The 25735-nt window shown below is 63.9% G+C and carries 24 protein-coding genes, 1 other RNA gene and 2 pseudogenes; 17 read left to right on the top strand and 10 right to left on the bottom strand.

Features of this window, described 5'->3' with window-relative positions:
• Positions 1–12: 12 nt before the first annotated feature.
• Both MPSD_RS28485 and MPSD_RS21430 read left to right on the top strand, forming a co-directional pair.
• Positions 13–216, top strand: a complete 204-nt coding sequence (locus tag MPSD_RS28485; RefSeq protein ID WP_036426361.1) for a hypothetical protein — start codon at positions 13–15, stop codon at positions 214–216.
• A gap of 10 nt (positions 217–226) precedes the next feature.
• A complete protein-coding gene (locus tag MPSD_RS21430; protein WP_020786361.1) occupies positions 227–1819 on the top strand; it encodes an FAD-binding oxidoreductase in 1593 nt (530 codons plus the stop codon).
• Here MPSD_RS21430 and MPSD_RS21425 read toward each other — a convergent pair whose 3' ends face one another.
• The gene (locus MPSD_RS21425) at positions 1820–3190 is read right to left on the bottom strand and encodes an FAD-dependent oxidoreductase (RefSeq protein WP_020732280.1); all 1371 of its coding nucleotides are present in this window, start codon (positions 3188–3190) and stop codon (positions 1820–1822) included.
• Between the two features lie 133 nt (positions 3191–3323).
• On the opposite strand from MPSD_RS21425, the gene prfB reads away from it, so the two are divergent.
• Genes prfB through smpB form a run of 6 tightly spaced genes read left to right on the top strand, consistent with a single transcriptional unit; the run spans position 3324 to position 8055 of the window.
• The gene (gene prfB, locus MPSD_RS21420) at positions 3324–4439 is read left to right on the top strand and encodes a peptide chain release factor 2 (RefSeq protein WP_020786363.1); all 1116 of its coding nucleotides are present in this window, start codon (positions 3324–3326) and stop codon (positions 4437–4439) included.
• Positions 4429–5415, top strand: a complete 987-nt coding sequence (locus MPSD_RS21415) for a mechanosensitive ion channel family protein (RefSeq protein WP_020786364.1) — start codon at positions 4429–4431, stop codon at positions 5413–5415. Before prfB ends, MPSD_RS21415 begins: the two co-directional genes overlap by 11 nt.
• Before the next feature lie 2 nt (positions 5416–5417).
• The gene (locus MPSD_RS29680) at positions 5418–5918 is read left to right on the top strand and encodes an Rv3103c family proline-rich protein (RefSeq protein ID WP_011740378.1); all 501 of its coding nucleotides are present in this window, start codon (positions 5418–5420) and stop codon (positions 5916–5918) included.
• A 44-nt stretch (positions 5919–5962) separates the two neighbouring features.
• On the top strand, positions 5963–6652 hold the full coding sequence (gene ftsE / locus MPSD_RS21405; protein ID WP_020786365.1) for a cell division ATP-binding protein FtsE: 690 nt from the start codon (positions 5963–5965) through the stop codon (positions 6650–6652).
• Positions 6653–7546: a permease-like cell division protein FtsX gene (gene ftsX, locus MPSD_RS21400; RefSeq protein WP_012393370.1), complete on the top strand. Its 894-nt coding sequence runs from the start codon at positions 6653–6655 to the stop codon at positions 7544–7546. It abuts the gene before it with no gap.
• A 2-nt stretch (positions 7547–7548) separates the two neighbouring features.
• Positions 7549–8055 (top strand): SsrA-binding protein SmpB, encoded by a 507-nt coding sequence (gene smpB, locus MPSD_RS21395; protein ID WP_012393371.1) that lies wholly within the window; start codon positions 7549–7551, stop codon positions 8053–8055.
• 33 nt (positions 8056–8088) lie between these two features.
• Here smpB and MPSD_RS21390 read toward each other — a convergent pair whose 3' ends face one another.
• Both MPSD_RS21390 and MPSD_RS30910 read right to left on the bottom strand, forming a co-directional pair.
• Positions 8089–8961 carry a hypothetical protein gene (locus MPSD_RS21390; protein WP_165601465.1) on the bottom strand — a complete coding sequence of 291 codons (873 nt, stop codon included), beginning with the start codon at positions 8959–8961 and terminating at the stop codon, positions 8089–8091.
• A pseudogene (locus tag MPSD_RS30910) lies at positions 8958–10841 on the bottom strand (putative alpha/beta hydrolase). Before MPSD_RS30910 ends, MPSD_RS21390 begins: the two are co-directional and overlap by 4 nt.
• Before the next feature lie 344 nt (positions 10842–11185).
• Between MPSD_RS30910 and MPSD_RS21380 the strand changes: the two are divergent.
• The 4 genes from MPSD_RS21380 (at position 11186) to ssrA (ending at position 14765) form a co-directional block, all read left to right on the top strand.
• Positions 11186–12421, top strand: coding sequence for an ATP-binding protein (locus tag MPSD_RS21380; RefSeq protein ID WP_015354984.1), 1236 nt, complete (start codon positions 11186–11188; stop codon positions 12419–12421).
• A complete protein-coding gene (locus tag MPSD_RS21375; RefSeq protein WP_086085283.1) occupies positions 12421–13449 on the top strand; it encodes a tetratricopeptide repeat protein in 1029 nt (342 codons plus the stop codon). Before MPSD_RS21380 ends, MPSD_RS21375 begins: the two co-directional genes overlap by 1 nt.
• A 24-nt stretch (positions 13450–13473) precedes the next feature.
• A complete protein-coding gene (locus MPSD_RS21370; RefSeq protein WP_036426366.1) occupies positions 13474–14319 on the top strand; it encodes a maleylpyruvate isomerase family mycothiol-dependent enzyme in 846 nt (281 codons plus the stop codon).
• Between the two features lie 78 nt (positions 14320–14397).
• Positions 14398–14765, top strand: a transfer-messenger RNA (tmRNA) gene (ssrA, locus tag MPSD_RS21365).
• A 154-nt stretch (positions 14766–14919) separates the two neighbouring features.
• Here ssrA and MPSD_RS21355 read toward each other — a convergent pair.
• Together MPSD_RS21355 and MPSD_RS28250 are read right to left on the bottom strand one after the other, a co-directional pair.
• Positions 14920–16320: pseudogene (locus MPSD_RS21355) on the bottom strand (PecA family PE domain-processing aspartic protease).
• A 289-nt stretch (positions 16321–16609) separates the two neighbouring features.
• Complete coding sequence (locus tag MPSD_RS28250; RefSeq protein WP_015354987.1) at positions 16610–16762, bottom strand: hypothetical protein; 153 nt, start codon at positions 16760–16762, stop codon at positions 16610–16612.
• Positions 16763–16935: 173 nt separating this feature from the next.
• Here MPSD_RS28250 and MPSD_RS21350 point away from each other — a divergent pair, with 173 nt between their 5' ends.
• Positions 16936–17289: a hypothetical protein gene (locus MPSD_RS21350; RefSeq protein WP_012393378.1), complete on the top strand. Its 354-nt coding sequence runs from the start codon at positions 16936–16938 to the stop codon at positions 17287–17289.
• Positions 17290–17328: 39 nt separating this feature from the next.
• Here the strand turns inward: MPSD_RS21350 and MPSD_RS21345 are convergent, their stop codons facing one another.
• Positions 17329–17565: a hypothetical protein gene (locus tag MPSD_RS21345; protein ID WP_020732292.1), complete on the bottom strand. Its 237-nt coding sequence runs from the start codon at positions 17563–17565 to the stop codon at positions 17329–17331.
• A 321-nt stretch (positions 17566–17886) separates the two neighbouring features.
• On the opposite strand from MPSD_RS21345, the gene MPSD_RS21335 reads away from it, so the two are divergent.
• A complete protein-coding gene (locus MPSD_RS21335) occupies positions 17887–19089 on the top strand; it encodes an ISAs1 family transposase (protein WP_420811956.1) in 1203 nt (400 codons plus the stop codon).
• Between the two features lie 129 nt (positions 19090–19218).
• Entirely contained in the window at positions 19219–19917 is a 699-nt protein-coding gene (locus MPSD_RS21330) for an MspA family porin (protein WP_174524143.1), read from the top strand.
• Positions 19918–19960: 43 nt separating this feature from the next.
• On the opposite strand, the gene MPSD_RS21325 is transcribed toward MPSD_RS21330, so the two are convergent.
• The 3 genes from MPSD_RS21325 to MPSD_RS21315 all read right to left on the bottom strand — a co-directional run bounded on the left by MPSD_RS21325 (position 19961) and on the right by MPSD_RS21315 (position 22240).
• The gene (locus tag MPSD_RS21325) at positions 19961–20827 is read right to left on the bottom strand and encodes a VOC family protein (RefSeq protein ID WP_020786377.1); all 867 of its coding nucleotides are present in this window, start codon (positions 20825–20827) and stop codon (positions 19961–19963) included.
• Between the two features lie 66 nt (positions 20828–20893).
• Entirely contained in the window at positions 20894–21580 is a 687-nt protein-coding gene (locus MPSD_RS21320; RefSeq protein ID WP_086085849.1) for a hypothetical protein, read from the bottom strand.
• Positions 21581–21622: 42 nt separating this feature from the next.
• The gene (locus MPSD_RS21315; RefSeq protein WP_036426368.1) at positions 21623–22240 is read right to left on the bottom strand and encodes a PadR family transcriptional regulator; all 618 of its coding nucleotides are present in this window, start codon (positions 22238–22240) and stop codon (positions 21623–21625) included.
• 74 nt (positions 22241–22314) lie between these two features.
• Here MPSD_RS21315 and MPSD_RS21310 point away from each other — a divergent pair, with 74 nt between their 5' ends.
• Positions 22315–23136, top strand: coding sequence for a maleylpyruvate isomerase N-terminal domain-containing protein (locus MPSD_RS21310; protein WP_086085853.1), 822 nt, complete (start codon positions 22315–22317; stop codon positions 23134–23136).
• 46 nt (positions 23137–23182) lie between these two features.
• Here MPSD_RS21310 and MPSD_RS21305 read toward each other — a convergent pair whose 3' ends face one another.
• Complete coding sequence (locus MPSD_RS21305; protein ID WP_232022617.1) at positions 23183–23674, bottom strand: hypothetical protein; 492 nt, start codon at positions 23672–23674, stop codon at positions 23183–23185.
• 402 nt (positions 23675–24076) lie between these two features.
• On the opposite strand from MPSD_RS21305, the gene lipY reads away from it, so the two are divergent.
• Entirely contained in the window at positions 24077–25702 is a 1626-nt protein-coding gene (gene lipY, locus MPSD_RS21300; RefSeq protein ID WP_086085850.1) for a triacylglycerol lipase LipY, read from the top strand.
• Positions 25703–25735: the final 33 nt, after the last annotated feature.

Below are 25735 nucleotides of genomic sequence, written 5' to 3'. Positions count from 1 at the left end.
CATGCTGAACCCATGGCAGGCAAGGAAATCGATCGGGTCCGCGGGACGAGCGCGCTGGCGGTGATCAAGCAGCACCCCGCAATGGTGCTGTTCGTGTTGTCGCCGGCGCTGGCACTGTTGGCTGTCATCTGGTGGCTGGCTGGTGCCGGTTGGGCAATCGCCGCGGCCCTGGTGGTGCTGGTCGTCGGTGTTGCCGTCGTGGTCCGCAAACGCTGATCGAGCCACGATGCGGTCATGGTGGGGTTGGGGCAACGTCGAGGATGCTCTGACCGAGGCGGAGACGCACGCGTTGTTATCGCGCGTATCGGCGTTGCTTCCCGGCCATGACCTTTCCGATCATCAGCCGCCGGACCCGGCCGCGCTCGCGCTGCCCGCGGCCCGGGTCAGCCCGCCGGAATCGCTGGCGGGGATCTGCTCGTCCGATCCGATAGATCGTGCGGGTCATGCGCGCGGCAAGGCTTTTCGCGACGTCACCCGCAACCTGCTGGGCCACCTCGACCATGTGCCCGACCTGATCGCGCGGCCGCGCAGCGAACAGGACGTTGTCGATGTGCTGGATTGGTGTACCCGAGAACAGATTCCGGCGATCCCATACGGTGGTGGCAGCTCGGTGGTCGGCGGTGTCGAGCCGCGCTTCGATCAGCCGGCGGTCACGGTGGACATCGGTGCACTGGGTGCGGTGCTCGAGATCGACAGGGTGAGTCGGGCGGCACGGATCCAGGCGGGCGCGCTGGGGCCCTCGATCGAAGATCAGCTCCGCCCGCACGGTCTCACGTTGCGCCATTTCCCGCAGTCCTTCGGATTCTCCAGCCTGGGCGGCTGGCTTGCCACTCGCGCGGGCGGGCACTTCGCGACGCTCTACACCCACATCGACGACTTGACCGAATCCATGCGGGTGGTCAGTCCGGCGGGAGTCGGCGAGTCGTGGCGGCTGCCGGGCTCGGGTGCGGGGCCCTCTCCGGACCGGATGTTCCTCGGTTCCGAGGGCACCCTGGGCATCATCACCGAGGCGTGGATGCGGTTGCAGGACCGCCCGCGATGGCAGCTCACCGCATCGGTCGAGTTCGACGATTGGGCGGGGGCGGTCACCGCGACCCGCGCCATCGCGCAAGCGGGCCTCTATCCGACGAACTGCCGGCTGCTGGATCCGGCCGAGGCGTTCCTCAACACCGGTACCGCGGTCAGCGGCGGCCTGCTGGTGCTGGCTTTTGAATCGGCCGATCATCCGATCGACCCGTGGCTGGACCGGGCGGTGGAGATAGCCGCCGGCTACGGCGGCACCGTGACCGCACGGCGTGGACGCGAGACCCGCCAAGCCGCCGCGGCGCAGAGTGGCTCTGACGTCTCTCAGGCATGGCGTTCGGCGTTCCTGCGGATGCCCTACCAGCGCGACGCTCTGGCCCGGCGCAGTGTGATCGCCGAAACCTTCGAAACCGCATGCACCTGGGACGGATTCGACGCCCTGCACGCCGCCGTCACCGACGCGGCCCGCGCGGCGATCGAGCGGGTCTGTGGCGTCGGGTTGGTGACCTGCCGCTTCACCCACGTCTATCCGGATGGTCCGGCCCCCTATTACGGCGTCTACGCGGCGGGGCGCTGGGGATCCCTGGATGCGCAATGGGACGAGATCAAGGCAGCCGTTTCGGAAGCGATCAGCACGACCGGCGGCACCATCACCCACCACCACGCCGTCGGCCGCGATCACCGGCCCTGGTATGACCGGCAGCGCCCCGATCCCTTTATGGCGGCGTTGCGCGCGGCCAAGACCGCACTGGACCCGGCCGGGATTCTCAACCCCGGGGTGCTTCTCGACCGTTGATCAGGCGTGCCCGATGCGCAGCATCTCGGTCACGTTCGGCAGTTTCACGCGCGGACGTCCGAGGGCCTCGCCGGCGGCTCGTTCGAAGTGGTCAATGGATTTCCAGTGCTCGGCGGTGACCAGCTCCGGCTGGCGTGAACTCAGCCAGTCGGCAAGGTCGGCGGTGTGGCTGCTGGGGAACGTGTTGAGCTCGGCGGCCGTCAGGTCGGCCATCAAGGTGTCGACGGTGTCCTGGGAATCTTTCTTGTTGGTCCCGATCACCCCGGTCGGTCCGCGCTTGATCCAGCCCACGACGTACTCGTTGCTGCTGCCTTGCACCCGGCCGGCGGTGTTGGGGATGATCCCGCGTTTCTGGTCAAACGGCAGCCCGGGGGTGGGGACCCCGCGGTAGCCAACCGATCGCACGACCAGCTGAACCGGCAGTTCCTCTCGCTCTCCGGTGTCCTTGGCTGACACCCACCCGTCCTCATCGGTAACGAGTTCGTTGTGGCCGAGCACGATCTGCTCCACCCGGTCGGTGCCTTTGATTTCGACCGGCGAAGTCATGAACTTGAACACGATTCGGCGGTGACCTGGACGTGGTGCGCGCTCGGTGTAGCCGCGCAACACCTTGATGTTCTGCTTGATCCCCTTGCCGGCCGCCTCCGCATCCGCGTCGCTGATGCCCTCCAGCTGGGCCGGGTCAACCACCACGTCGACCCCTTCGAGCTCACCGAGCTCGCGCAACTCCAGAGTCGTGAATGCGGCCTGCAGCGGCCCGCGCCGACCGATGATCACCACTTCCTCGACCCCGCGCGGGCGCAGTGAGTCCAGTGCGTGGTCGGCGATGTCGGTGAGGGCCAACACTTCGGGATCGGTGACCAGGATCCTGGCTACGTCGATCGCGACGTTGCCGTTGCCGATGACGACGGCGCGACGGCCCGACAGATCCGGTGTCGAGTGTTCGAAGTTCGGATGCGCGTTGTACCAGCCGACGAAATCGACGGCGGCCACGCTGCCGGGCAGGTTCTCCCCGGGGATGTTGAGCGGCTTGTCGGATTGGGCCCCGATGGCGTAGATGACGGCGTCATAGCGTTCGGTCAGCTCGGCGGTGGTGACGTGTTCGCCCACCACCACGTTGCCGAAGAATCGGACGCGAGGGTCTTCGGCGGTCTTCTCGAACTGTTTGCTGATCGACTTGATCTTGGGGTGGTCGGGGGCGACGCCGGAACGCACCAGTCCCCACGGGGTCGGCAGCATCTCGAGTATGTCGACGGCCACCTCGATCTCGTCGGAGGAGTCGGCTGCCTTCAGCAGCGACGCTGCGGCGAAGAACCCCGACGGCCCGGAACCGACGACGGCGACGTGGTACGGACGTTGGTTTTGCGGCATGGTTCTGCCCTCTGTTCGTGCCCGGCTGCGCGCAGGGGGTACATGGGCTGACAGCGTCGCAGTCGCGCGGTGCACATGATCGTCTCCTGATGCTAGACGCTGATGCCAGCGACTACCGGTAGCCTTGTCGGCTGTGGAACCCGACCGTCAAGCCGAGATCGCTGCCCTTGACTCCGCCCTGACCACGGTGGAGCGGGTGCTCGACGTCGAAGGTCTGCGCAGTCGCATCGAGAAGCTCGAGCACGAGGCGTCCGACCCGAAGCTCTGGGACGACCAAACCCGAGCCCAGCGTGTGACCAGTGAGTTGTCTCACACCCAGGGGGAGTTGCGGCGGGTCGAGGAGCTGCGAAGGCGTCTCGAGGACCTGCCGGTGCTCTACGAGCTCGCCGCCGAGGAAGAGGGCGCCGCGGCCGGAGAAGCGCTGGCCGAGGCGGACGCCGAGTTCAAGGCGTTGCGTGCCGACATCGAGGCCACCGAGGTGCGCACCCTGCTTTCCGGCGAGTACGACGAGCGTGAGGCGCTGGTCACCATTCGCTCCGGCGCAGGGGGAGTCGACGCCGCGGACTGGGCCGAAATGTTGATGCGGATGTATGTCCGGTGGGCCGAGCAGCACAAGTACCCCGTTGAGGTGTTCGACACCTCCTACGCCGAGGAAGCCGGGATCAAAAGCGCCACGTTCGCCGTGCACGCGCCGTTTGCCTACGGCACGCTGTCGGTCGAGCAGGGCACCCACCGGCTGGTGCGGATCAGCCCGTTCGACAATCAGAGCCGCAGACAGACGTCGTTCGCCGAGGTCGAAGTGCTGCCGGTGGTGGAGACCACCGATCACATCGACATCCCCGAAGGCGATGTGCGGGTCGATGTCTACCGGTCCAGTGGCCCGGGCGGGCAGTCGGTGAACACCACCGACTCGGCGGTTCGACTGACCCACATCCCGACCGGCATCGTGGTCACCTGCCAGAACGAGAAGTCGCAGCTGCAGAACAAGGTGGCGGCGATGCGGGTTTTTCAGGCAAAGTTGTTGGAGCGCAAGCGTATAGAAGAACGCGCTGAGCTCGACGCATTGAAAGGCGACGGCGGTAGCTCGTGGGGCAACCAAATGCGCTCCTACGTGCTGCACCCCTACCAGATGGTCAAGGATCTGCGAACCGAGTACGAGGTTGGTAATCCGGCGACCGTGCTAGACGGAGACATTGACGGATTCCTGGAAGCAGGGATCCGGTGGCGCAACCGGAAAGATGACGACTAACACCACAGCTTTTGCCCTGGCAACATTCTCGCCGGCCCAGTATTGGCACGACTTCTGGCGCGGGCAGATCGGCGAATGGATCATCACCCGCGGTCTGCGCGTCGTCATGGTGCTGATCGCGGCGGTACTGGCCGCGCGCTTCGTGACCTGGGTTGCCAAGCGAGTGACTCAGCGCCTCGACCTGGGGTTCACCGAAAGCGACGCGCTCGTGCGATCGGAGGTCTCCAAGCACCGCCAGGCGGTGGCGTCGGTGATCTCCTGGGTCTCGATCGTCCTGATTTACGTCATCGTCCTGTACGAGATCGTCGACATTCTGCCGTTTCCGGTCGGGTCGTTGGTAGGGCCGGCCGCGGTGCTGGGTGCGGCGCTGGGCTTCGGCGCCCAGCGCCTGGTGCAGGACCTGCTCGCGGGGTTCTTCATCATCGTCGAGAAGCAATACGGGTTCGGCGACCTGGTGGAGCTCAGCATGGTCGGGTCACCGGAGAATGCGGCCGGCACGGTGGAGGAGGTCACGCTGCGTGTGACCAAGCTGCGATCCAGCGACGGTGAGGTGTACACCGTTCCCAACGGCAACATCGTCAAGTCGATCAACCTGTCCAAGGACTGGGCGCGCGCGGTCATCGACATCCCGGTCCCGACCGGCGCCGACCTCAACCGCGTCAACGAGGTCTTGCACCGGGAATGCCAACATGCGCGCGAAGACGCCATCCTCGGCGACCTGTTGCTGGATGAGCCCACGGTAATGGGCGTGGAGAAACTCGAAATGGACACCGTCACGCTGCGGCTGGTGGCGCGCACGCTGCCCGGAAAGCAGTTCGCGGCGGACCGGCAGTTGCGGGTGTTGGTGATCCGCGCGCTCACCGGCGCCGGGATCATCACCCCGGCCGACGCCCAGGCCGCGGTGGGGGTCATGGCTCACCCGGCCACCGTTAGTGGGGCAGCGGACGCACCTGCGGGAGCGGAGCAGCAGCGGTAGCGATGAAAATCACATTTGTTCCTACCCGCTTGCGGCGCAGCGGTCAGTCGAACGGCAACCGCAAGCGCGGTACGCCCCGTCAGTTGTTCGGCGGCCGGATCCGTCTGTCAACGGTGGTACTGATGGTGGCTTTCCTGGCGGTGTGGTGGCTCTATGACACCTACAACCCGCAGCACTCGGCTGGAAAGACCACACCCCCCAGCCAGGTGGTACCGCCGGGCTTGGTGCCCGATCCGAACTACACCTGGGTGCCGCGCACCAGGGTGCAGCCACCGACCACGGCCACCCGGCCCACGCCCACCACCACATCGCCGACGCCGACTCCGACGCCGACCACGTCAACTCCGGTTCCCGGCCCCTCGGCGCCGCCGTGTCTGCTGCCGCCGCCGTTCTGTCCCGCCACTACGACCCCGCCAACACCGGTTCCGTCACCGTCGCAGACCCCTGAGCCGGAGCCGGGGCCGGTATCGTCGGGGCCGACTCCGACACCACCGGCCAGCTAATTTTCGCCTGCAGGCGAAGCGCACCGCTACACTGGCGTGCCGTGATGATCACCCTGGACCATGTCAGCAAGCAGTACAAATCGTCGGCGCGCCCGGCGTTGGATGACATCAATGTCAAGATCGACAAGGGTGAGTTCGTCTTCCTGATCGGTCCGTCGGGTTCGGGCAAGTCGACGTTCATGCGGTTGTTGCTGGCGGCGGAGACGCCGACATCCGGAGATGTGCGGGTGTCGAAGTTCCACGTCAACAAGCTGCGTGGTCGCAATGTGCCCAAACTGCGGCAGGTGATCGGTTGCGTTTTCCAGGACTTCCGGTTGCTGCAACAAAAGACGGTGTACGAAAACGTCGCGTTCGCCCTTGAGGTGATCGGCAAGCGTGCGGACGCGATCAATCGGGTGGTGCCCGATGTGCTCGAGACGGTCGGCTTGTCGGGCAAAGCCAACCGCCTGCCGCACGAGCTGTCCGGCGGCGAGCAACAGCGGGTCGCGATCGCCCGCGCCTTTGTCAACCGGCCGCTGGTGCTGCTGGCCGACGAGCCCACCGGCAACCTGGACCCAGATACCAGTAAGGACATCATGGATTTGTTGGAGCGAATCAACCGCACCGGGACGACGGTGCTGATGGCAACGCACGACCACCACTTCGTTGACTCGATGCGGCAGCGGGTGGTCGAGTTGTCGCTGGGCAGGCTGGTTCGTGATGAACAGCGCGGTGTCTACGGGATGGATCGCTAAGTGCGCTTCGGCTTCCTGCTCAACGAGGTCCTGACCGGACTTCGTCGCAATGTCACCATGACGGTCGCCATGATCTTGACGACCGCGATCTCGATCGGCCTGTTCGGCGGTGGTCTGCTGGTGGTCCGCCTGGCGGAGAACTCGCGTGCCATCTATCTGGACCGCGTCGAAACCCAGGTGTTCCTCACCGACGACGTATCGGCCAACGATCCCAACTGCGATTCCGACCCGTGCAAGGCGTTGCGCGAGAAGATCGAAAAGCGCAAAGACGTCAAAGCGGTGCGATTCCTCAACCGCGCGCAGGCCTACGACGATGCCATCCGCAAGTTTCCGCAGTACAAGGACGTTGCGGGCAAGGATTCATTCCCGGCATCGTTCATCGTGAAGCTGGAGAACCCGGAGCAGCACAAGGACTTCGACTCCGCCATGCAGGGCCAGCCCGGGGTGCTCTCGGTGCTCAACCAGAAGGATCTGATCGACCGGTTGTTCGCGGTGCTGGACGGCTTGAGTAACGCCGCGTTTGCCGTGGCATTGGTCCAGGCCGTCGGTGCGATCTTGCTGATCGCCAACATGGTCCAAGTCGCCGCGTATACGCGGCGCACCGAAATCGGCATCATGCGATTGGTGGGGGCCAGCCGCTGGTATACCCAGCTGCCGTTTCTGATGGAGGCGATGCTGGCCGCGACGCTCGGGGTCGTCATCGCCATCGGCGGCCTGATATTCGTGCGGGCGATGTTCCTGGAAAACGCGTTGAACCAGTTCTACCAGGCCAATTTGATCGCCCGTATCGACTATGCCGACATCTTCTTCATCTCCCCGGCCCTATTGGCGCTGGGCGTTGCGATGGCCGGGGCCACGGCGTACGTGACGTTACGGCTATACGTGCGGCGGTAGCGATGGCGGCGCAGTCGAAGCAGGCGAAACCGTCCGGCAAGCAGGGTGGCAAGAAGATCATCGCCACCAATCGCAAGGCTCGGCACAACTACTCGATCATCGAGGTGTTCGAGGCCGGTGTCGCACTGCAGGGGACCGAGGTGAAGAGCCTGCGGGAGGGGCACGCGTCGCTGGTCGACGCCTTCGCCACCGTCGACGACGGCGAAGTCTGGCTGCGCAACCTGCACATCCCGGAGTACCTGCACGGCACCTGGACCAACCACGAACCGCGGCGCAACCGCAAGCTGCTGTTGCATCGCCGCCAGATCGACACCCTGTTCGGCAAGATTCGCGAAGGCAATTTCGCGCTGGTTCCGCTGTCGATGTATTTCCTCGACGGCAAGGTCAAGGTCGAACTCGCGTTGGCGCGCGGTAAGCACGCCCACGACAAGCGTCAGGACCTGGCCCGGCGTGATGCCCAGCGTGAGGTGATTCGCGAACTGGGTCGCCGGGCCAAGGGCATGGGCTGACTGGCGGTGCGACCGTAAGCGTCGCGTTTGGGCTCACGCCGGGTTTGCGATTGGCCAGCCGGGGTAGGGGTGTTGCGTCGGGAAATCGGAGCGCGGGTGGACTCCATCGGCTAGAAACACGCGCCGCTGGGGTGGGTCGGGTGCTTTGGTGACACACGCGTTGGTGTCGGCTTGCCTGGTTGGCGATTGCGGTGGGGCAAGCCGCAGGGTGTCGGTCGGTCCGTGGATGGCGTAGCCGACGATCCGCCAGCCGTCGAACACATCTGTTGTCGGTGCGGGGGCCGGCCCCCACTGAGGTGGCAACGGCGGGCTTGTGTCGGGTGCGGGGGCGGTCATTGCGACCCATTGCGCGAAAATGCCGCCGTCGGGATTGTGAGTGCCCAGAGGGTTGGTCGGATCGTTGCTGTATCGGCCATCTCCGATGTCGTAGGCGGTCCCGTAGTCCCATCCGCAGACCACGGCGGTGACCTGGCGGCCGGAGGTGTCGATACGCAGGATGTGGGAGCGGCCCGTACCTACGGCTGGATACGGGAGCGGACTGCTGTCGGGGCGTGGCTCAGGCCAGAGGTCTTGGGTGATGGGGGGTGGGTTCAGCGAATAGTCGGGCTCGGCTGGGTCGTTGGGTGCGACCGCGTGTTTAAACCCGGGGTAGACGTAGTCGATGTCGCCCATCTGGCTGGCAAGTGAGCGCGACTCCAGGTACGCGCGGATGACTACCGCAGGTCCGGTCACAAGGTCGATTCCCGGTTCCGCGCTCCACACTTCTCGTTCTTGTGCCAGCAGTCCGGTCCAGGGGACCTTTGATAGCGGCGGCGGCGCGGGTTCCGAGTGACTGCAGCCGATGGCTGCCATCATGACAACGGGTAGCGTGGCCAGTGCTCGGGATACGCGACGTGTTGCGCTCATTTTTTCCATGGTTGTGGGTTGTGCACAACATTGTTGTAGTAGGTCGAAATATCGGAGTCGATCCGTGTCACCGTGTCGTTGCCGAGTGTCTGGCTTAGCGCGCTTGAAAGTACGCTGTCGGAGGCTTGCGGAGTATTCCTCTTGCGCCAATCCTCGTTCATCTCGGCATAGGTGGCAATTCGCATCGGGCCGTCAGGATGCTGCGGATCGACTGGGCGATATAGCTCCGGTTCCAATCCAGACAGCGGTTGGCCGGACGCCAGAAATCCGTCGAGCACCAGCCGCGGTGGGGTGGTGTGGGGCATGTCCGGAATCGACGTCGTGGTGGGCGCGGGACCGACGATGTCGTGCTCTATGGCCGAGCCGATGAGATTTGTTCCGCCGCCTACGATTCCCGCTCCGGGGATCGGCAGAGTGCCGACGCCGAAGGTGCCGCCCGGTGTTGGCCCAAGTAGCTTGCGTATGCATGTGCGGTTTTCCCCGCGAGCTCGGCTTCAGGCCCCCCAGGGTTTTGCGTCCAGCTGAACAATGAGCCGATGCCCTTGCCGCCGTCGTCCCACCGATTGTGGGTCACATCGAACAAGAACTGATCGTGGCCACTGCCGGTAAGCAGGTCGGTCACCCTCACGTGATCGCGCCCGGCCACCCGGAATACATCGTCGAGGGTGCTCCGCTGGGCGCCATGGAGCAAACTATGGTCCACGATTTGCCCGTGTGGCATTTCTTCGTGGAGTTCTCGCGTGCCCCAGTCAAGCATGGCCTTGTCCAGCTCCGTGCCGTGCTGCAGTCTTGGGCTGCCATCACCGGCGACCTTGGCGATCTCCGCGATGTCGTTGGCCGAATTCGGGTGCGAGGGTTCGTTGAATGTGAGTGCGTTCTGCAAACTTTGCGGCAGTTGATTAAACCCGCCCTGCGTCGTTTCCGAACCCTCTTGGGCTCCTACTTTGGTATCGGTCTTGGGGAAATTGAGGTTCGGGTTGCTCATCAACTGCCACGAGTCGCCGATGATGGCTCGCTCGACTCCCAGGCGTTGTTCGGCGGTCTTGAGCGCATCGACAGACATGCCATGCTCTTGAGCTTGTAGCTGGCTCAACACCGATGCCTGCTCCGCGTTTAGTGGCGTCTTTCCGGCCAGCTGATCCGGGGTGATGGAACCCAGCACCCCGCTGACGCGAGCGGCCGCTCCCAGGTCACCGGCAAGCGCGTCATGTACGTCTCGCTCGGCCTGGCGGGGCGTCTCTGCCTCATGGCCGTCGGCCCCCCGAACCCGAGCCGGGTCGTATCCATCGGCGGCGAGGTTGGTCTGTCCTTCCTTTTTGCAGAATGTCTGAGTAGCAGTTTCGGATTGAGTGCAGTCGTCTCAGGGCGTCCTCTGTGTCGCGGATTGCATCGTCTTCACACGCCGTGATGATGGCATCGAGTGCGTTTCTATCCGCCGCGCTGAGGTGGGGGTCCTTTTCCATCTCCATCGCCTGCGCGATCAGGTCATCAAGGTCCTGCAACTGAATTTCGAGGGTGGCGATTCTTCCGGCAGCGCCTTTTTGCGCCTCAGCCAGCGCTGCGGCGACCTCCTCCAGATGGGCTCCGATCTGGGGCAACTGCTCGGATTGAGCGCCCAGCGCCTGGGCTGTGCGCTGCACCTCGGCGGAATCGTTGATGGGGTTCTCGCCGTTCTGGTGATTCCAGGCAGCTTCAAAGCGTCGGCGGGCTTGCTCAAACGTAACGTTCGACTCGGCAGTGCTGCGTCCCGCAGCGTGAAACGCGGTTGCCAAGTCGGAAATCTGAGCTGGGCGACCAGCCTGGAGGCTTTGGTTGATCGCCCAGGGATCACCTCCGGCATAGGCGACTAGCGCCGGGACGCTTATGTACCTAAGCTGCATTGCCCCACCTCGAGCGTGGCTGTCCGCGCGCTGGGATTGGTTCGTGCGCTCGGAATGGAACAAACCCGAATTGATCAGCATCGCCGTCCCTTCTCGGCCCGGGGACACAGGATACTGTCGCGAGCCGGGTGGTCAATTCGCTTGGCGATGGCCGGTCGTGCGGCGCTACGGGCGCATTTCGCTCCGGCCGGGTCGACCTGACACCATCGGCCCAAGAGACAACCCCAATAGACAACACAGAGACCTGGATCTCGTTGTCGGTCGCTATCGAGGTGGGCGAACATGGACAAGGCATGGGCTGACTGGCGCGCACGCGCAAGCTGCGGTACGTACGGGAGATGGCGGTGACTGAAGACCCTGTGATTCGGGAGTTGTCCGCGGCGGTGGAGCGCAGCCCCGAGGTTGTCGAACTTCGGCTGCATCTGGCCGCGCTGTTGGCTGACAGGGGACGCCACGCGGAGGCGCTGGGGCATTGCAGTGCGGTACTTGCCAAGGACACCGCCAATGCGGAGGCGCTGAGCTTGTTGCAGCGTTGCAGCGCGGCGTTGGCAGCGCCTGTCGAGGTGGTGCCGGCGCAACAGCAACAGCACGCTCCCGACACTGCCGGCTTTGACTGGTCCAAGGCGGAAAAACAGGTCGCCGACATCATCGAGCCCGCATTCGTGGAGGCGCCCCCGGACGTCGTCGGCGAGGGCGATTTCGACGTGGTGCAGCGCAGCCAGGTCCGGTTGGCCGATATCGCCGGTATGGCCGATGCCAAACAGCAACTGGAGCTTTCACTGCTTGGGCCGCTACGCAACCCCGAGCTGATGAAGGCGTACAAGGTCTCCGCACGCGGTGGCCTGTTGTTATACGGCCCGCCCGGGTGTGGGAAAAGCTATCTGGCCAAGGCCGTTTCGGGGGAACTGGGCGCCAGCTTCTACCAGGTGGGAATCGCAGATGTGCTGCATCGCTGGTTCGGGGACAGTGAACGCAGCATCCGCGCGGTCTTCGACAATGCCCGCCGCAACGCTCCGTGTGTGTTGTTCTTCGACGAAGTGGACGCGTTGGGGCATCGGCGTTCCGCGCTCAGCGGCAGTGCGGGTTTGCGCACGGTGGTCAACTCCATTCTCGAAGAACTCGACTCGGCGGCGTCCTCCAACGATGGCGTCTACGTGCTCGGGGCGACCAATGCGCCCTGGGACGTCGACCCGGCGCTGCGTCGGCCCGGCCGTTTCGATCGGATGATTTTTGTCGGCCTGCCCGACGCCGAAGCCAGGGCGGGCATCGTCCGCGTTCATCTGCGGGATCGGCCGGTCGCGGGGATCGATCCCCGGGCGATCGCCAACCGCACTGAAGGGTTTTCCGGCGCAGATCTGGCGCACATCTGTGACAGCGCAACCCAGATAGCGATGGCCGAATCGATGCGTGCCGGACAGGTTCGTCCGGTGATGATGGCAGACATCGACGCGGCCGCCGCACAGATCCGCCCCAGCACTGGGCCCTGGTTCGAGACCGCGCGCAATGTCGTCGAGTTCGCCAACAACGACGGAACCTACGACGACCTGGCAAAGTATCTGCGCCGTAGAAAGATTCGGTGATGCCAGGCCCCGCCGCCGATCAGCGCGACGAAGCCATCCACATCGCCAGCATCCACTGCGACACTGGGAATTACGAACGCGCCCGAGAGGTCTTGCGCAGTTCGTTGGCGCAAAACCCCAATGACCCGAACCTGTTGGCGCATCTGTCTCGGGCTGAATACCTGCTGGGCAACTACGACAATGCCGCGTGGAGCGCATACAGCGCGTTGGCGGCCGCGCCCGAATCGGAATTCGCCATGCGGCTCTACGCGGTATCCCTCGATCAGCTGGGGCGCAGCTGGGACGCCCTGTGCATGGCGTGGCGGGCGGTGCTGGCTCATCCCAATGAGCCCCTGGCGCATCGGACGTACGCGAGCTTATTGCAGAAGGCCTGGCAATTGCCCAACGCGCTCTATGCCATCGACCAAGCGTTACGGCTCGATCCCGGCAACGTCGACGCACACGTTCTGCGCGGCTCGATCTTGCACGACCTGCGCCGAATCGAGGAATCCACCGAGGCGTATCGAGCCGCATTGGCGCTGGACCCAGGCAACGCCGAGGCGCTCAACAATCTGGCTATCAACCGGCTTCGTCGGCGCAAATTTGCGCACGCGCTGCGCGGGTTTCTCGATGCGGCAGGCACCGACCCGGCCATAGGTGCGGTGGCCCGCCGGAACATCGGTGTGGTCCTGGAACGGGTGTTTCGCGGGGTGACGGTGGTTGCCGGGGTGCTCGCGTTCTTCGCCGCCATGGTGCTGAAGCTGAACTCCAAGGCGCAATCGACGGCGGTGCTGCGGGTGGTCACCGGAATTCTCACCGGGGTGCTGATCGTCGGGTTCATCTGGATGCCGCGCTCGGCGCCCCGTCGGGTACTGGCTTCGGCGTTGCGCGAACAGCGCCTGACCTATCTCCGGGTGCTGCACGCGCTACTGGCAGTGCTGGTCGGGGCGATTGCCACCATCTTGGCCTGGCCCGCCGGCATCATCCCGGTGTGCGGCCTGCTGATATTGAGCGGGCTGCTGTTGTTCTGGGTCGGCCTCAGCTACTGAAGCTGACCGGCCTAGTATCCGACCATGGCCTCCCGACCCCTTACTGAACTCGATAAATCCGACGTATTGGCTGGGTTGTTCGCCGTGTGGGACTCCATCGACGCGCTGCTGGACGGGCTGCCCGAGGCCGATTGGCAGGCTAAGAGCCCGCTGCCGGGTTGGGATGTCAAGGCCGTCGTGGCGCACCTGATCGGGACCGAGTCTTTCCTGATGGGCGTCGCCGCGCCCGAGCCCGACGTCGACGTTTCCGCGCTGGGGCACGTGCGCAACCCCATCGGGGTGATGAACGAGTACTGGGTGCGCCACCTGTGCGGGGAGTCCGGTGCCAGCCTGCTGGAACGTTTCCGCAACGTGACCGAGAAACGGCGCAAGGCTCTCACCGACCTTTCCAACGAAGAATGGAATGCCGCGACCACCACGCCGGCCGGACCCGACAGCTACGGGCGGTTCATGCGGATCCGTGCCTTCGACTGCTGGATGCACGAGCAGGACATCCGCCACGCGCTGCAGCAGGAATCGTCCGACGAGCAGCTTGCGGGGCCGGCTTCGCGCCTGTCCCTCGACGAGATCTCGACCTCGATGGGGTTTGTGGTCGGCAAGCTGGCCAAAGCTCCAGAGGGCTCACGCGTCCTATTCGAGCTGACCGGACCGCTGACCCGCGAGATCCGCGTCAACGTCGAGGGTCGTGCGCAGGTCGTCGACGACTTCGGGGGACAAGAACCGACCGCGAAGATCCGGATCGACGGCCTGCAGTTCACTCGGCTCGCCGGTGGTCGCCCGAAGAGTCCGGCGCGCAGCCAGGACATCGAATTCGGCGGCGACAAGGACCTGGCCGCCCACATCGTCGAGCGTCTCAACTTCGTGATCTGATCGGGAACATAATTCGGTTGCCGCTGGTTTTTCAGGGCGTACCATGGGTTGTCCTGCCGAAGATCGGCAGGGATGCGAGGGGCTGAACGGTTTCGACTTCGCGCATCGAATCAAGGGAAGCGTGCCGGTGCAGGCAAGAGACCACCGTAAGCGTCGATGCAACTAGATAAGCGCCGATTCACATCAGCGCGACTACGCTCTCGCTGCCTAAGCGACGGCTAGTCTGTCGGACCGGGAACGCCCTCGCCCCGGACCCCGGCATCAGCTAGAGGGATCAACCGATGAGTTCGGTCGCGGGGCTCATCGGGACATCAACAGCGACTGGGATCGTCATCCTGGCTAGTTCGCGTGACCAGGAGATCCGAGCAGAGACATAGCGGACTGCGCACGGAGAAGCCTTGAGGGAATGCCGTAGGACCCGGGTTCGATTCCCGGCAGCTCCACAACTGAATGGCGGGTCGTACGCCATAACTATCGCGTACGAACCATGCCTGATTCCCAAATCGGTTGCCGGTCACGGCTGTGGCCGGACCCGCAGGGTAGTTGGTGTCGACGCCACCCGCGCATTGTCGTGGCAACTGAACCTGCGCAAGCACCCGGTCACGGCGGCGGGTAGTTGAATACCACCGTCCCAACACCGCTCGGACTGTTCGAGATGTACACCGGGCCCAATGCGAAGGGCAGAAGCCCGGTATTCATTGGAATGTTTCCGGTGACTACCGGGCTGTCGGTGGCGGTCGTCGTGTAGGAGTACAGCAGCGTTTGATTGTCGTTCGTGGAGATGGAGATAACCGTTCCCGGAGGGACGACTCCGGATGTCTGTCCGGTCCCGAGAATGATCCCGGGAATCGTCCCGTGGTTTCCGCCGGAATCAACAATCGAGGTGACCGGATAATAGGTGCCGAGTGGGTCATAACCGCCGAACTGGACATCCAGGGTGGTGATCGGTACTCCGCTCACCGAGGTTATGGGTGTGCCTGTGTTGGGCCCGAAATGCATGTATCCCTGAGGAATGTTAATCAGTTCGCGCTCATTGAGTTGACCCGGCAGCGCCGTGGTCACGACGTTGCCGTGCCCTCCTGCGGCGGCGTTGATATTCGGTCAGATGCCCAGTACGCCGTGCCCCGTCGGGCCGAAGCCGTTCCCCATCGCAATCAGGGTCAGGCCTTGCAGAGATGTCGGGAACGGGAGGATGCCGACCTGAACGCTGGTCGGGGCAGTGACAGCCCCACTGCCGAAGTCCACTGTTGTGTTGAAATCGGCGTCGAGGATGTTGACCCCGTTGCCGTACCGAATCACATCGAATCCGGTGGGCAGGCCAAGGTTTTGTAATCCGATGTCCCAGATGGGGACGACAAGACCAGCAGATCCGGTGTCAAGCAGCACAGGCACACTGGGCCCGCCGTTAATGGAGACATTTACCGCCGGAAAGTTGTTGTCGAGGTATAGCGGGACAGATGCGTTGACCGGTGACCCAGTGCCAGCGGGCCCGTTGTTGCCGTATAGCCAGCCGCCGAGGCCTCCTGGTCCGCCCGCCGCGTTGGGTCCTCCGGCACCCCCGGATCCGCCGTTGCCGATGAGCAGACCGCCAGCGCCGCCATTGGGGTTGGCTGCGGTGCCGTCGGCGCCGTTGCCGATGAGCGGGCGCCCGAGCAGGAATTCAGTGGGTGCATTGATGGCTCCCAGCACGTCGCGTCCGACCGTCTGCAACAGCGACGCGCTCTGTGCCTCAGCGGAGGCATATGCGCCGGACGCCGAGTTCAGCGCTTGCACGAACTGCTGGTTGAAAGCGTCGAAATGCCCACTCAGGGAATGATATTCGCGCGCGTGTCCCGCAAATAGCGCCGCAATTGCCGTTGATACTTCGTTGGCGGCAGCGGTTGCGAGAACGGTGGTTGGGCCGGCAGCGGCCCCATTGGCCGCTGCAAGAGTCGAACCGATGCTTTGTAGATCCTGCGCTGCCGATACCAACCACGGTGGGGCCACGCTCAGTTGCGCCACGCCGACCCCCGTCCTGTCATGGTTGTCCACGTCCCCGGCTGTCTCGTCGAGGTATCCCCAGTGATTCCGAGACAGTCGGCGCTCTTCGTCGTTTCCGAGTGCCCCAATTTCAATGCGGTGTGTCCGGGCAAAGGTGGTGTTGTGCGGCGTAGACGACGGCCGGCATTGGGATCCGGCGCGATTGCACACCGCGCACACACGCAGGTGTTGGCCATGCCGCACCTCCCAGGTGGGGGTGATGCTACGCCGACGGCATCTTCTTTGGCGGACGGTTTGATCGGCGCACGCCTCAACCGTGGTGCGGTGGTGCCTCGTTGCGCAGCCATTCGTCGTTTGACGCCCGCCGGATCAGATCCTCATCGCCGAACCTGTCCAGATCCTCGGGCGTGACGCGCACCCGCGGAGGTTTTGCCGGGGCCGGCGGCGGGGTTTCGGAGTCCATGACAGTGATTGTCTCTGATTTGAACGTCGGGTTGGGATTCGCGCTCGCTGCACCCCGGACAGCTAAGACGAACAATCCTGCTGTTTGGGATCGGTAGCGGATCCGCGCCGCTACTTTTCGCGTGACGACGCCAGACAATGGCGTCAGTGGATTTGAGCGAAAGAAGTTCCACGATGTGTGAATCTTCGGCTTCCAGCAAGCAGGCGACTGCCCTGGTGGGTGCGGTGTCACGGCTGAGACCACTAGTCGTCGGCTCGGCAATGACGGTGTTCGTCTATATCGGTCTGGGGCTTGCCGGTTTGGCGCTAGGCGCGGGGACGGCCCGGGCCGATTCGAGATGTGACCCGATCTGTCACGGCACTTGGTGCCCAGGCGAACCGGTGCCGTGGGCGGTGCGGGAGCTGGCCCAAACCTGGGACATGAACGTCTGCCATGACTTTCACCAGGTATCCGGTGGGGTCTACGCGGAGGGGCCGCTTCCGCCGGACGCGGTGCGGTGCCCGCCCATTTCGTTTTTGTGCCCCTGACCGGGGCGTGGTCGACGCGTTGAACGCCGATAGTGAAGCCTAGAAGCCCATCTTCTGGCATCTCACATTGTGATTCTGACAGACCATTCCGATCCGGCCTTGGCCTTCCAAGGCGCCCTCCGGATGGCTCTGATGCAACGCGCGTGGATCCTGGGCGGGGGGCTGGGTGAGGATGAGCAAATCGTCGATTATCGGGGGAGTCGCATCTTCTGGGTCCGCGTTGGCGATCGCGCTGCTACCCACCAGAGCCGTCAGCGCAATCAGGATTGCCGACACTGCGTGAGCGATTCTCCGAAGGGGCATTGATCAACCTCTCTGCCGCCTGCCACGAATTTCTGGCTAAGTGTGAAGTTTAGTCGCCAAGCGCAGCCATTAGCGATCCGGCAAACCAAGTAAGTACACGAATTGCACAACCACCCGCCACAAACCGACCGGGTCGTGTCCAGAGTGACGTCAGGGCTCCGGCGTTGTTGATTAGCAGGCTTGTGAGCTGGGTTGATGATCTTTGGTGCCGCGCTATTGGGGCCGGAGTGTAGGCACGGGCTATCTGGAGAACGATCGAGTTGGTTACTGTTCGTCGTTGGTCTGGAGTTGCCCGTGCCTACCGTTTCAGTATTGCGTGTGTCGTCGGTTCCAGAGGTGTTCGACTGCTGGAGTCCTGGTGAGCGCAGCGAGCTCATCGGATCGGAGTTTCTCGATGTGTTGGCCTCGGTGCCAGACCCGAGGGACCCACGCGGTCGGAGGTATTCGCTGGTGGCTTTGTTGGCGATCGCGGTTCTGGCCACTGCCGCGGGGATGCGCGGCTATGCTGGTTTTGCCACATGGGCGGCCACCGCTCCCGATGATGTGTTGGCCCAATTAGGGGTCCGGTTCCGGCGGCCCAGTGAGAAGACCTTCCGCGCTGTTTTGTCTCGGCTAGACCCCGCCGACCTCAACGCCAGGATGGGCAGTTACTTCACTGCACACGTGGCCAGCAGCGACCCCAGTGGATTGGTGCCGATCGCGTTGGACGGCAAGATGCTGCGTGGTGCTTTACGCGCCAAAGCGACAGCCACGCATCTCGTGTCGGTGTTCGCCCACCGTGCCCGATTGGTGCTCGGTCAACTCGCTGTCGCCGAGAAAAGCAATGAAATTCCCTGCGTACGTGCCCTGCTCACGCTGCTGCCGGGTAGCTTGCGGTGGCTGGTCACCGTGGATGCGATGCATACCCAGGTCGTCACCGCGAAGTTGATCTGCGCCACCTTGAAGTCGCACTACCTGATGATCGTCAAGTCCAACCAAGCCAAAATATTTGCGCGTATCACCGCGCTGCCCTGGGCCGAGGTGCCCACAGCCGCTACCGACGACTCCCGCGGCCACGGCCGTGTCGAGACCCGCACCCCGCAAATCATCACCGCTGCACGAGGAATCGGCTTCCCCTACGCAAAACAAATCATCCGGATCACTCGTGAACGCTTGATCACCGCCACCGACCAGCGCAGCGTGGAGGTGGTCTATGCCATTTGCAGCCTGCCGTTCGAGCACGCCCGCCCTACCGCGATCATGACCTGGATGCGTCAACACTGGGGAATCGAGAACAGCCTGCACTGGATACGCGACGTCACCTTCGACGAAGACCGTCAAAGGGCACATACCGGAAACGGCGCACAGGCCCTAGCAACGCTACGCAACACCGCGATCAATCTGCACCGCCTCAACGGCGCCGACAACATCGCCGAAGCCTGCCGGATCACCGCTTTGACCACCAACCGCCGCCTAGACCTCCTCAATCCACAATTCCCCAGCTCACAAGCCCGCTAATCAACAACGCCGGAGCCCTGAGAGTGACGTGTCTGCGTCGCGAACCAGCTACAAACGGGAAACAACTCTGATTTCTTCAACCAGCAAAGCCGTGAGGCGAATCGGGCGGTGCCTAGCGTATCGGCTGTGATGCCGATTTCCGCGGTGATTCGTCGTGCCGCGGTTCTCGCTGTGTGCCTAGTCGTATCGATTTCCGCGCCGTCGGCAGGTGCACAACCGGACGCCCAACCCCCGCCCGGTGCCGTGCCACCGGATGACGGGGCGGTGCCGCCTGGCACACCCGCCAAGATCACCACCCCTGACGGCTGGGTCGTGGCGCTCGGCGCGAAAGACGAGAAACACGTTCCGGTGGCGCCGATGACCACCGCGATCTCGTCTCGGGAGTACCTCTCCAGCGGGATCTTCGGCGCTTCGCTAACCGGGCCGGAAACCCCGCGGGGCATCCTCGAGGTCGGCTACGAGATTGGCTGCGGCATCGACATGAGCACCTCCAACGGCTTCGTCGTGGCCAATAGCGGCGGTGTTGCCCCCTCGATCGGCGCCGAACTACCCCTGGGGCCCGGCCAGCCGCCGATTCTCATTCCTCTGATAACCGGGCAATACAACAACGTGGTCAGTGTGGGGCTCAAGCCCGGGTTCGTTGTCGTGGTGCCAGTGGTCAGAAAAGAGTTCAAGGGGGCAAATCCCTGGATCATGATCAGCGCCTTCCATCTCAAGATCGATGGGTGCGTTGGTCAATCGTTCGTCCGCTCGTACGCGACTCTGACCCGGATTACCGATGAATCCGACGTGGTGCTGTCCTACGTCGGCTCCACCAAGGCCGTCTGATCGCATCCCGGCCGATTCGGGTCGGTGGTCCTCGGAGCCCTTACTACGCCGGTGCGGCGGGCTCGATCAGAAGTGTCGGTACGTCGCACGTACCGTCCTTCACGCTGACCACGCGGGTGCCCGGCTTGCGTCCGACCCGAACCTCGGAGACGTCGAACCCGGCTTCGGCGAGGCGCCTTCGCGCGGCATCGGCGTCGGGGACGCGCCAGGACAGCCCCCACACCTGATCGGTTCGGGCTGGAAGCCGCGCGTCGCCCAGTGGCTGCGCGATCTCGATGGTGACTCCGCCCACGCGCAGGAACACCAGCCGCATGCCCCAGTCGGCAAAGCTGCGGTCCAGCGCGAGACGCAGGCCGAGCTGGTCGCGGTAGAGCGTGATTGCCGCATCGGCGTCGGATGTCTTGACCACGACGTGATCGATCCCGGTGACCACCGCATCCGGGGATCCGACTAGTGCGGCCTCGGCAAGGCGATCCGGCGACTCGTGCTCGATCGCGATCATCAACACCGCCCGGGTGCGGGTCTCCGGTAACAGCGCGCTGCGCCAGCGCCGCACCTGTCCGGTTTCGGAGTCGCGGCCGAGACCGGGGGACACCGGCGAGGGCTCGAGCCCGTTTGCGGCGAGCCGCGCATGCGCCGTGTCGAGATCGGCCGTCGCGAATGCGAGCCCGATCGGGCCCTCGCCGCGTTCATCGAGCTGCGCGGTGATCCGCTGCCCGAAGGGCCCATCGCCGCGCGGCGTGATCAGCTCGAGGTAGGTGTTGTCCAGCCGGAACAGCGTATTCGCTGTGCCCCAGCCGGGATGATCTCCGCGCCACGACGGGCTGCGGGACAACAGCGTGGCGTAGCGCCGCGTGGCGTTGTCGAGGTCGCGCACGGCGAGGATGACGTGGTAGAGCGCGTCGAACACATGCCCAGCATGCCTGATCGTCCTGAATGCTCGATCCGCCGGGTTGGCCCGGCGGGGTAGGGCCCGCTAACCGCCGCTCTCGCGGGCCTTGATCGCGTCTTGGGATATGTAGACGTCGAATTCGCCCGGTGCGGCGATGACGGCGTTGCCGTAGGCCGAGCGCACGAATGGCTTGGTCCACCACTTGCCGCCGCGCATTTCGGCGAAGAAGTTCCCGTCACCGCCGTTGAGGAAGATCTGGTGCTGTGTCGGTGAAACACCGTCGAGACGCTCACCAAACAGGCGGGTCACCTTGTAGCCGGAATGCATGCCCAAGATATTGACCCAATGGTGAAGCTCGACGATGTCGGCTTGCAGCACCCACATGTCGCCTTCGAGCTGATAGGTGTGGCGGCTATAGGCCTTGCCGGCATCGTCGTAGAGGGTGAGATCCACGTTGAGTTCATGCGCGGAGTTGCTGACCTGCGCCGCCACCACGTGGGCGGCCTTGACTTCGCCGGTCAACCCCAAATACGTCTGCACCAGCGTGGCAAACCAGAGCATCAGTAGCGAAACAACCAGCAGCGCAACGCCGGTGACCGCTCGCCCGGGCCGGAATCGCAGTCGGCGCCCGCGCGCCGCCGCTCCCGAGCGGTCGCCGGAATGCACCTTCCGGCGTCGTCCGACCACCGACGACAGCAACATCACCACGGCGGCGACGGCGATGCCCGCCAGCACGATCTGCGCCAAGCCGAACTGGTGAGGGAAGTTCATATCCGTAGTTGTACCCGCTGAACCTCAATGCGAAGCCACGGCCTAGGGGTGTTCGCTAATTGCCCGCACCAGTCGTTGCCGGCCGCTGGGGGTGAGCCCGATGTCCTGAGTGCCTTGCCAGGTCTCGACATCGGCCAGAGTCTCTTCGCACCAACGCAATAGCAGATTGTTGAAGCCGGAGTAGAAGGACACGAGGCGTTCGTTGAGGTGCAGTCGCTGCGGGAACGGTCCTCCCGTCGCGAGCAGCTCCGCCACGAGCGGTAGACCTTCGGCGCGTACCGTGCGCGCTTGCCGTGCTGTCGCTTCGACGGCGGCGCGCAGATCGTCCATGTTTCCTTGGTCGGCGAGCATGACCCGAAGCAGTCCCTCGATTTCGAGCGTCGGGGGTGCCGGCTCCGTGCCGAGCCAGGCCTGTAGCGCGGCGCGGCCAGCGGGAGTGATCGTGTAGCGGGTGCGCCGCCGCCGCCCGCCCTCCACGTGCGCTTCGGCGTGTCCGCGTTCGACCAGACGCTTGAGCTCCGCGTACAGATGTCGCTCCGACCGGGGCCAAAACCAGTGCAGACTCCGCTTCGACTGGGCTACCAGCTCGTATGCCGTCCAGGGTTGCACGCCCAGCAATCCGAGGACTGCGAAAGAACTGGCAGTTGGTTGAGGCGTCATGCTATTGACAGTACCGCATGATGCAGCAAATAATACTGCACTATGCAGTAACGCCCTCCCGCAAGGAGATCGTGATGAACGCAGCCGAGTGCATCGCCCTTGTCGACACCTCCCGAGATGAGTTACGAGATCGAATTTCGCTGGCACACAAGCGATTTGATCGCCTCATTCGCACCGCGGACCCGCTGGCCCGACCGCCGGGCCACGATTGGACAGTGCAGCAGATCGCGGCCCATGTGCTGACACTGGCGCACCGCTATCACCAGATCGCGCGGGGGCGTGACTATCGGCACGCGGGCAGCGCAAGTGCTGTCGCCGCACTCAATCAGTCCGAGCTGGAGGCGGTGCTGGCCCCGGTGTCCGAACTCGCCGATCAGCTTCAGGCACTGCTTCCGGAGATCGACGCCTTCTTCGACGCGAACAGCGACGACCGGCTGGCCATCCCGTTTCATGGCTGCGGCTTCATGTCAACCAACACCGCGCAGACCAACTTGTTGGGTGAATTCCTCCTGCACGGCCAGGATGTCGCGCAAGCGGTAAAGCTGCCCTGGGACCTACCCGAACGCGACATGGCGCTGATACTGTGGGGGGCAAGGGAGATGGTGCCCATCTACCTACGCCCTGGGGTGGGCGCCAACGTCGATATTTGTGTGGCCTTCCAGGTCCCCGCGGCGCGCCCGTATCTCATCCATATTCACGACGGAACCGCCGAGATGCGCGAACGCCGGCCTGAGGACCGCCCCGACGCGGTGTTGCGGGCACCCGCGTCGACCATGACTCAGCTGCTCTATCAACGCATCGGGCAGTTCGCCGCCGTCCGCCGCGGTCTGTGGCTGACCGGTGGCCGGCGGCCCTGGGTGGCACTCAAACTCATGACGTATTTCGAACGGGCCTGACCCGCCCCGCGCGCCATCAATGGTCCGCGGCGCAGGTCAGGGGACATCAGGAACATTTACCAGACAGATCATTTGCCAACCCATATACGGCATTTGTCTGCTCTTCCATGTAATCGAAGCTGCCCCAAGTGCCCGCCTCTGGCCAAGCCAGGCTGGTCGAGCCGTCATCCAACCAGTAGAGCCCTTCGACCGATTTCTGCAGATTGTTTGAAGCACGGTCCAGCCTGCCGAGAAGAGGTTCTAAACCGGGGACGTTGTGGTCGGCATTGAGATCCTGAAGGCGCAAAATACCTTGACGCATTGTGTTTAGCTGTCCTGTGGCGTCCCGCCGCTGCCATCCGCCGGATAAGTACGGCGAACTGATTATCCTGCGTGTCTCGTTGATTCCGGGCGACACTTGGTTGTCGAGAATATTGCGAATTTGATCGGGCACTGCACAAGGAACGGAACCCTGGGGTGCGGCTCCCGCTTTTGGTGCATTGCACACGAGCGGGAAGATGGCTACTGCGATAGATAGTGCGATGAGTCGTAGGGGCACGACGGAACTCCTGATCGGATCACTAATCACTGAACTCCTGCTAAATGATGACCGTCTGGGTTTGATTAAACGGTTGAGCAGGATTCGGCTGGTCGACTCAACGTTACCTGTGGCGGTTATCGAGGCGATGTTTCTGGCGCGATTCTAACGGGTTGCAATCACCCTGTAAATTCCTTTTACGAATTTTTTGAGTCAGATTTGTCTTGTCCGAATTTAGTTGAATTCTCGCCGGTCGGAGCGTATTCAATATGAGCACCCCGCAGCGTGTTCCGCGCCGGCCGGTAGCCCCCCGTGTCCCCTCGCGCCTGCGCATTAGAGCCCTCTCGAAGGCGTCGAAGATGTACGTTGCTGCAAAGGGGCCGCTGAAGTGCTGATCGAGGGGGACCGCTAGTGAGTTTCTGGATGTGGCCGCCCGAGGTGAATTCGGTGCTGCTGCTTGATGGGCCGGGGCCGGGGCCGATGCTGGAAGCGGCCGCCGCCTGGGACGGGATCGGTACCGAGTTGAGCGCCGCGGCCTCCGCATTTGGCTCGGTGACCTCAGAGCTGGCTGGCCAGGCCTGGCAAGGCCCGGCATCGGCGTCGATGCGGGCCGCGGCGGTCCGATACCTGGATTGGCTGGGGGGCACCGCCGCTCAGGCCGAGCAGTCGGCAACCCAAGCCCGGGCGGCGGCCGTCGCATATGAGGCGGCACTGGCAACCATCGTGGACCCCGGATTGATCGTGGCCAACCGCGGGCAGCTGGTGTCGCTGGTGTTCTCGAACCTGTTCGGCCAGAATGCGCCGGCGATCGCGGCCGCTGAGGCCGCGTATGAACAGATGTGGGCTCAGGATGTCGCGGCGATGGGTGGCTACTACTCCAGCGCGTCGGCGACGGTCGCGGCGCTGGGGCCGTGGGCCCGAGCGCTGGAGAATCTGCCAGGCGAATTCGCCCGAGCCCTGGACAACGGTCTTGTCCTGGTCGAGCAGGAGATCGAACAGGCCGCCACAACATTGGCCACCGAATTCACCCAGGTGTCCAACACGCTGTTCACCACGATCTTTGGGGCGCCGGCCGATCCTCCCTTCGCGGCATCGCAGACCGGGACATTTACCGGCACCCCGTTGCTGATAACCAGATTTGAAAATACTGCGCTGTTGCCGCTAAAGCCACTGCTGAGTGTGTCCGGGCTCGACAGTCAAATTGCGGTTCCCGGCAACCCGCTGCTGGCGTTGGTTGCCAGCGACATCCCGCCGCTGTCGTGGTTTATCGGCAATTCCCCGCCGCCGCTGTTGAACTTGCTACTGGGCGTAACGGTGCAGTACAGCACATATGACGGGATGAGCGTCGTGCAGATCACGCCGGCTCAACCAACCGGGGACTACGTGGTCGCCATTCACGGTGGCGCATTTATCTTTCCGCCCTCTTTTCTGCACTGGATCAATTATTCGGTGATGGCCCACCAGACCGGCGCGACCGTTCAGGTGCCGATCTACCCGTTGCTGCAGGAAGGGGGTACGGCCGGCACCGTGGTACCGGCGATGGCCGGCCTCATCTCAAACCAGATCATGCAACATGGTGCCGCCAACGTCAGCGTGATCGGCGACTCCGCGGGCGGCAACCTGGCGCTGAGCGCGGTCGAATACATGGCGAGCCAGGGGAGCCAAGTGCCGTCGTCGATGGTTTTGCTGTCGCCATGGCTGGACCTTGGGATGACCAATCCAAATATTGCTTTCGTCCAGGACCCGCTCCTCCCGTTCGGGCCCGCACAACAGATCGGCAAGGCGTGGGCGGGCAATCTCGCCGTGACCGACCCGATGGTGAGTCCGCTATACGGGTCGCTGAGTGGACTTCCGCCCACCTACGTCTACGCGGGGTCGCAGGAAATCCTCGCCCCGGACGTTCTCGTCCTGCAGCAAGAAGCCGCAGCCATCGGAGCCCCGTTCAACTTCGTGTTGGCTCATGGCCAGATTCACGACTGGGTGTTGCTGACGCTGGACGGTCCGAGATACCTCGCGCAGATCAACCAGGAACTCGGCATCGCGGCCTGAATGCGGGATGCGCCGTTGACTGCTGTCGCCGCC

The sequence above is a fragment of the Mycobacterium pseudoshottsii JCM 15466 genome (genome assembly GCF_003584745.1).
Classification (GTDB): Bacteria; Actinomycetota; Actinomycetes; order Mycobacteriales; family Mycobacteriaceae; genus Mycobacterium; species Mycobacterium marinum.
This window is presented reverse-complemented; position numbering and strand designations above follow the sequence as displayed.

Bases quoted from the DNA above. Each gene is read 5' to 3' on its own strand.
- MPSD_RS21370 (WP_036426366.1), top strand. From the start codon at position 13,474: ATGGCCTCCCGACCCCTTACTGAACTCGATAAATCCGACGTATTGGCT.
- MPSD_RS21350 (WP_012393378.1), top strand. From the start codon at position 16,936: ATGTGTGAATCTTCGGCTTCCAGCAAGCAGGCGACTGCCCTGGTGGGT.
- lipY (WP_086085850.1), top strand. From the start codon at position 24,077: ATGTGGCCGCCCGAGGTGAATTCGGTGCTGCTGCTTGATGGGCCGGGG.
- MPSD_RS21425 (WP_020732280.1), bottom strand. From the start codon at position 3,190: ATGCCGCAAAACCAACGTCCGTACCACGTCGCCGTCGTCGGTTCCGGG.
- MPSD_RS28250 (WP_015354987.1), bottom strand. From the start codon at position 16,762: ATGGACTCCGAAACCCCGCCGCCGGCCCCGGCAAAACCTCCGCGGGTG.
- MPSD_RS21415 (WP_020786364.1), top strand. From the start codon at position 4,429: ATGACGACTAACACCACAGCTTTTGCCCTGGCAACATTCTCGCCGGCC.
- MPSD_RS21320 (WP_086085849.1), bottom strand. From the start codon at position 21,580: ATGAACTTCCCTCACCAGTTCGGCTTGGCGCAGATCGTGCTGGCGGGC.
- MPSD_RS21390 (WP_165601465.1), bottom strand. From the start codon at position 8,961: ATGAGCGCAACACGTCGCGTATCCCGAGCACTGGCCACGCTACCCGTT.
- MPSD_RS21430 (WP_020786361.1), top strand. From the start codon at position 227: ATGCGGTCATGGTGGGGTTGGGGCAACGTCGAGGATGCTCTGACCGAG.
- MPSD_RS21375 (WP_086085283.1), top strand. From the start codon at position 12,421: ATGCCAGGCCCCGCCGCCGATCAGCGCGACGAAGCCATCCACATCGCC.
- MPSD_RS21310 (WP_086085853.1), top strand. From the start codon at position 22,315: ATGAACGCAGCCGAGTGCATCGCCCTTGTCGACACCTCCCGAGATGAG.
- MPSD_RS21330 (WP_174524143.1), top strand. From the start codon at position 19,219: ATGCCGATTTCCGCGGTGATTCGTCGTGCCGCGGTTCTCGCTGTGTGC.
- MPSD_RS29680 (WP_011740378.1), top strand. From the start codon at position 5,418: ATGAAAATCACATTTGTTCCTACCCGCTTGCGGCGCAGCGGTCAGTCG.
- ftsE (WP_020786365.1), top strand. From the start codon at position 5,963: ATGATCACCCTGGACCATGTCAGCAAGCAGTACAAATCGTCGGCGCGC.
- MPSD_RS28485 (WP_036426361.1), top strand. From the start codon at position 13: ATGGCAGGCAAGGAAATCGATCGGGTCCGCGGGACGAGCGCGCTGGCG.
- smpB (WP_012393371.1), top strand. From the start codon at position 7,549: ATGGCGGCGCAGTCGAAGCAGGCGAAACCGTCCGGCAAGCAGGGTGGC.
- MPSD_RS21315 (WP_036426368.1), bottom strand. From the start codon at position 22,240: ATGACGCCTCAACCAACTGCCAGTTCTTTCGCAGTCCTCGGATTGCTG.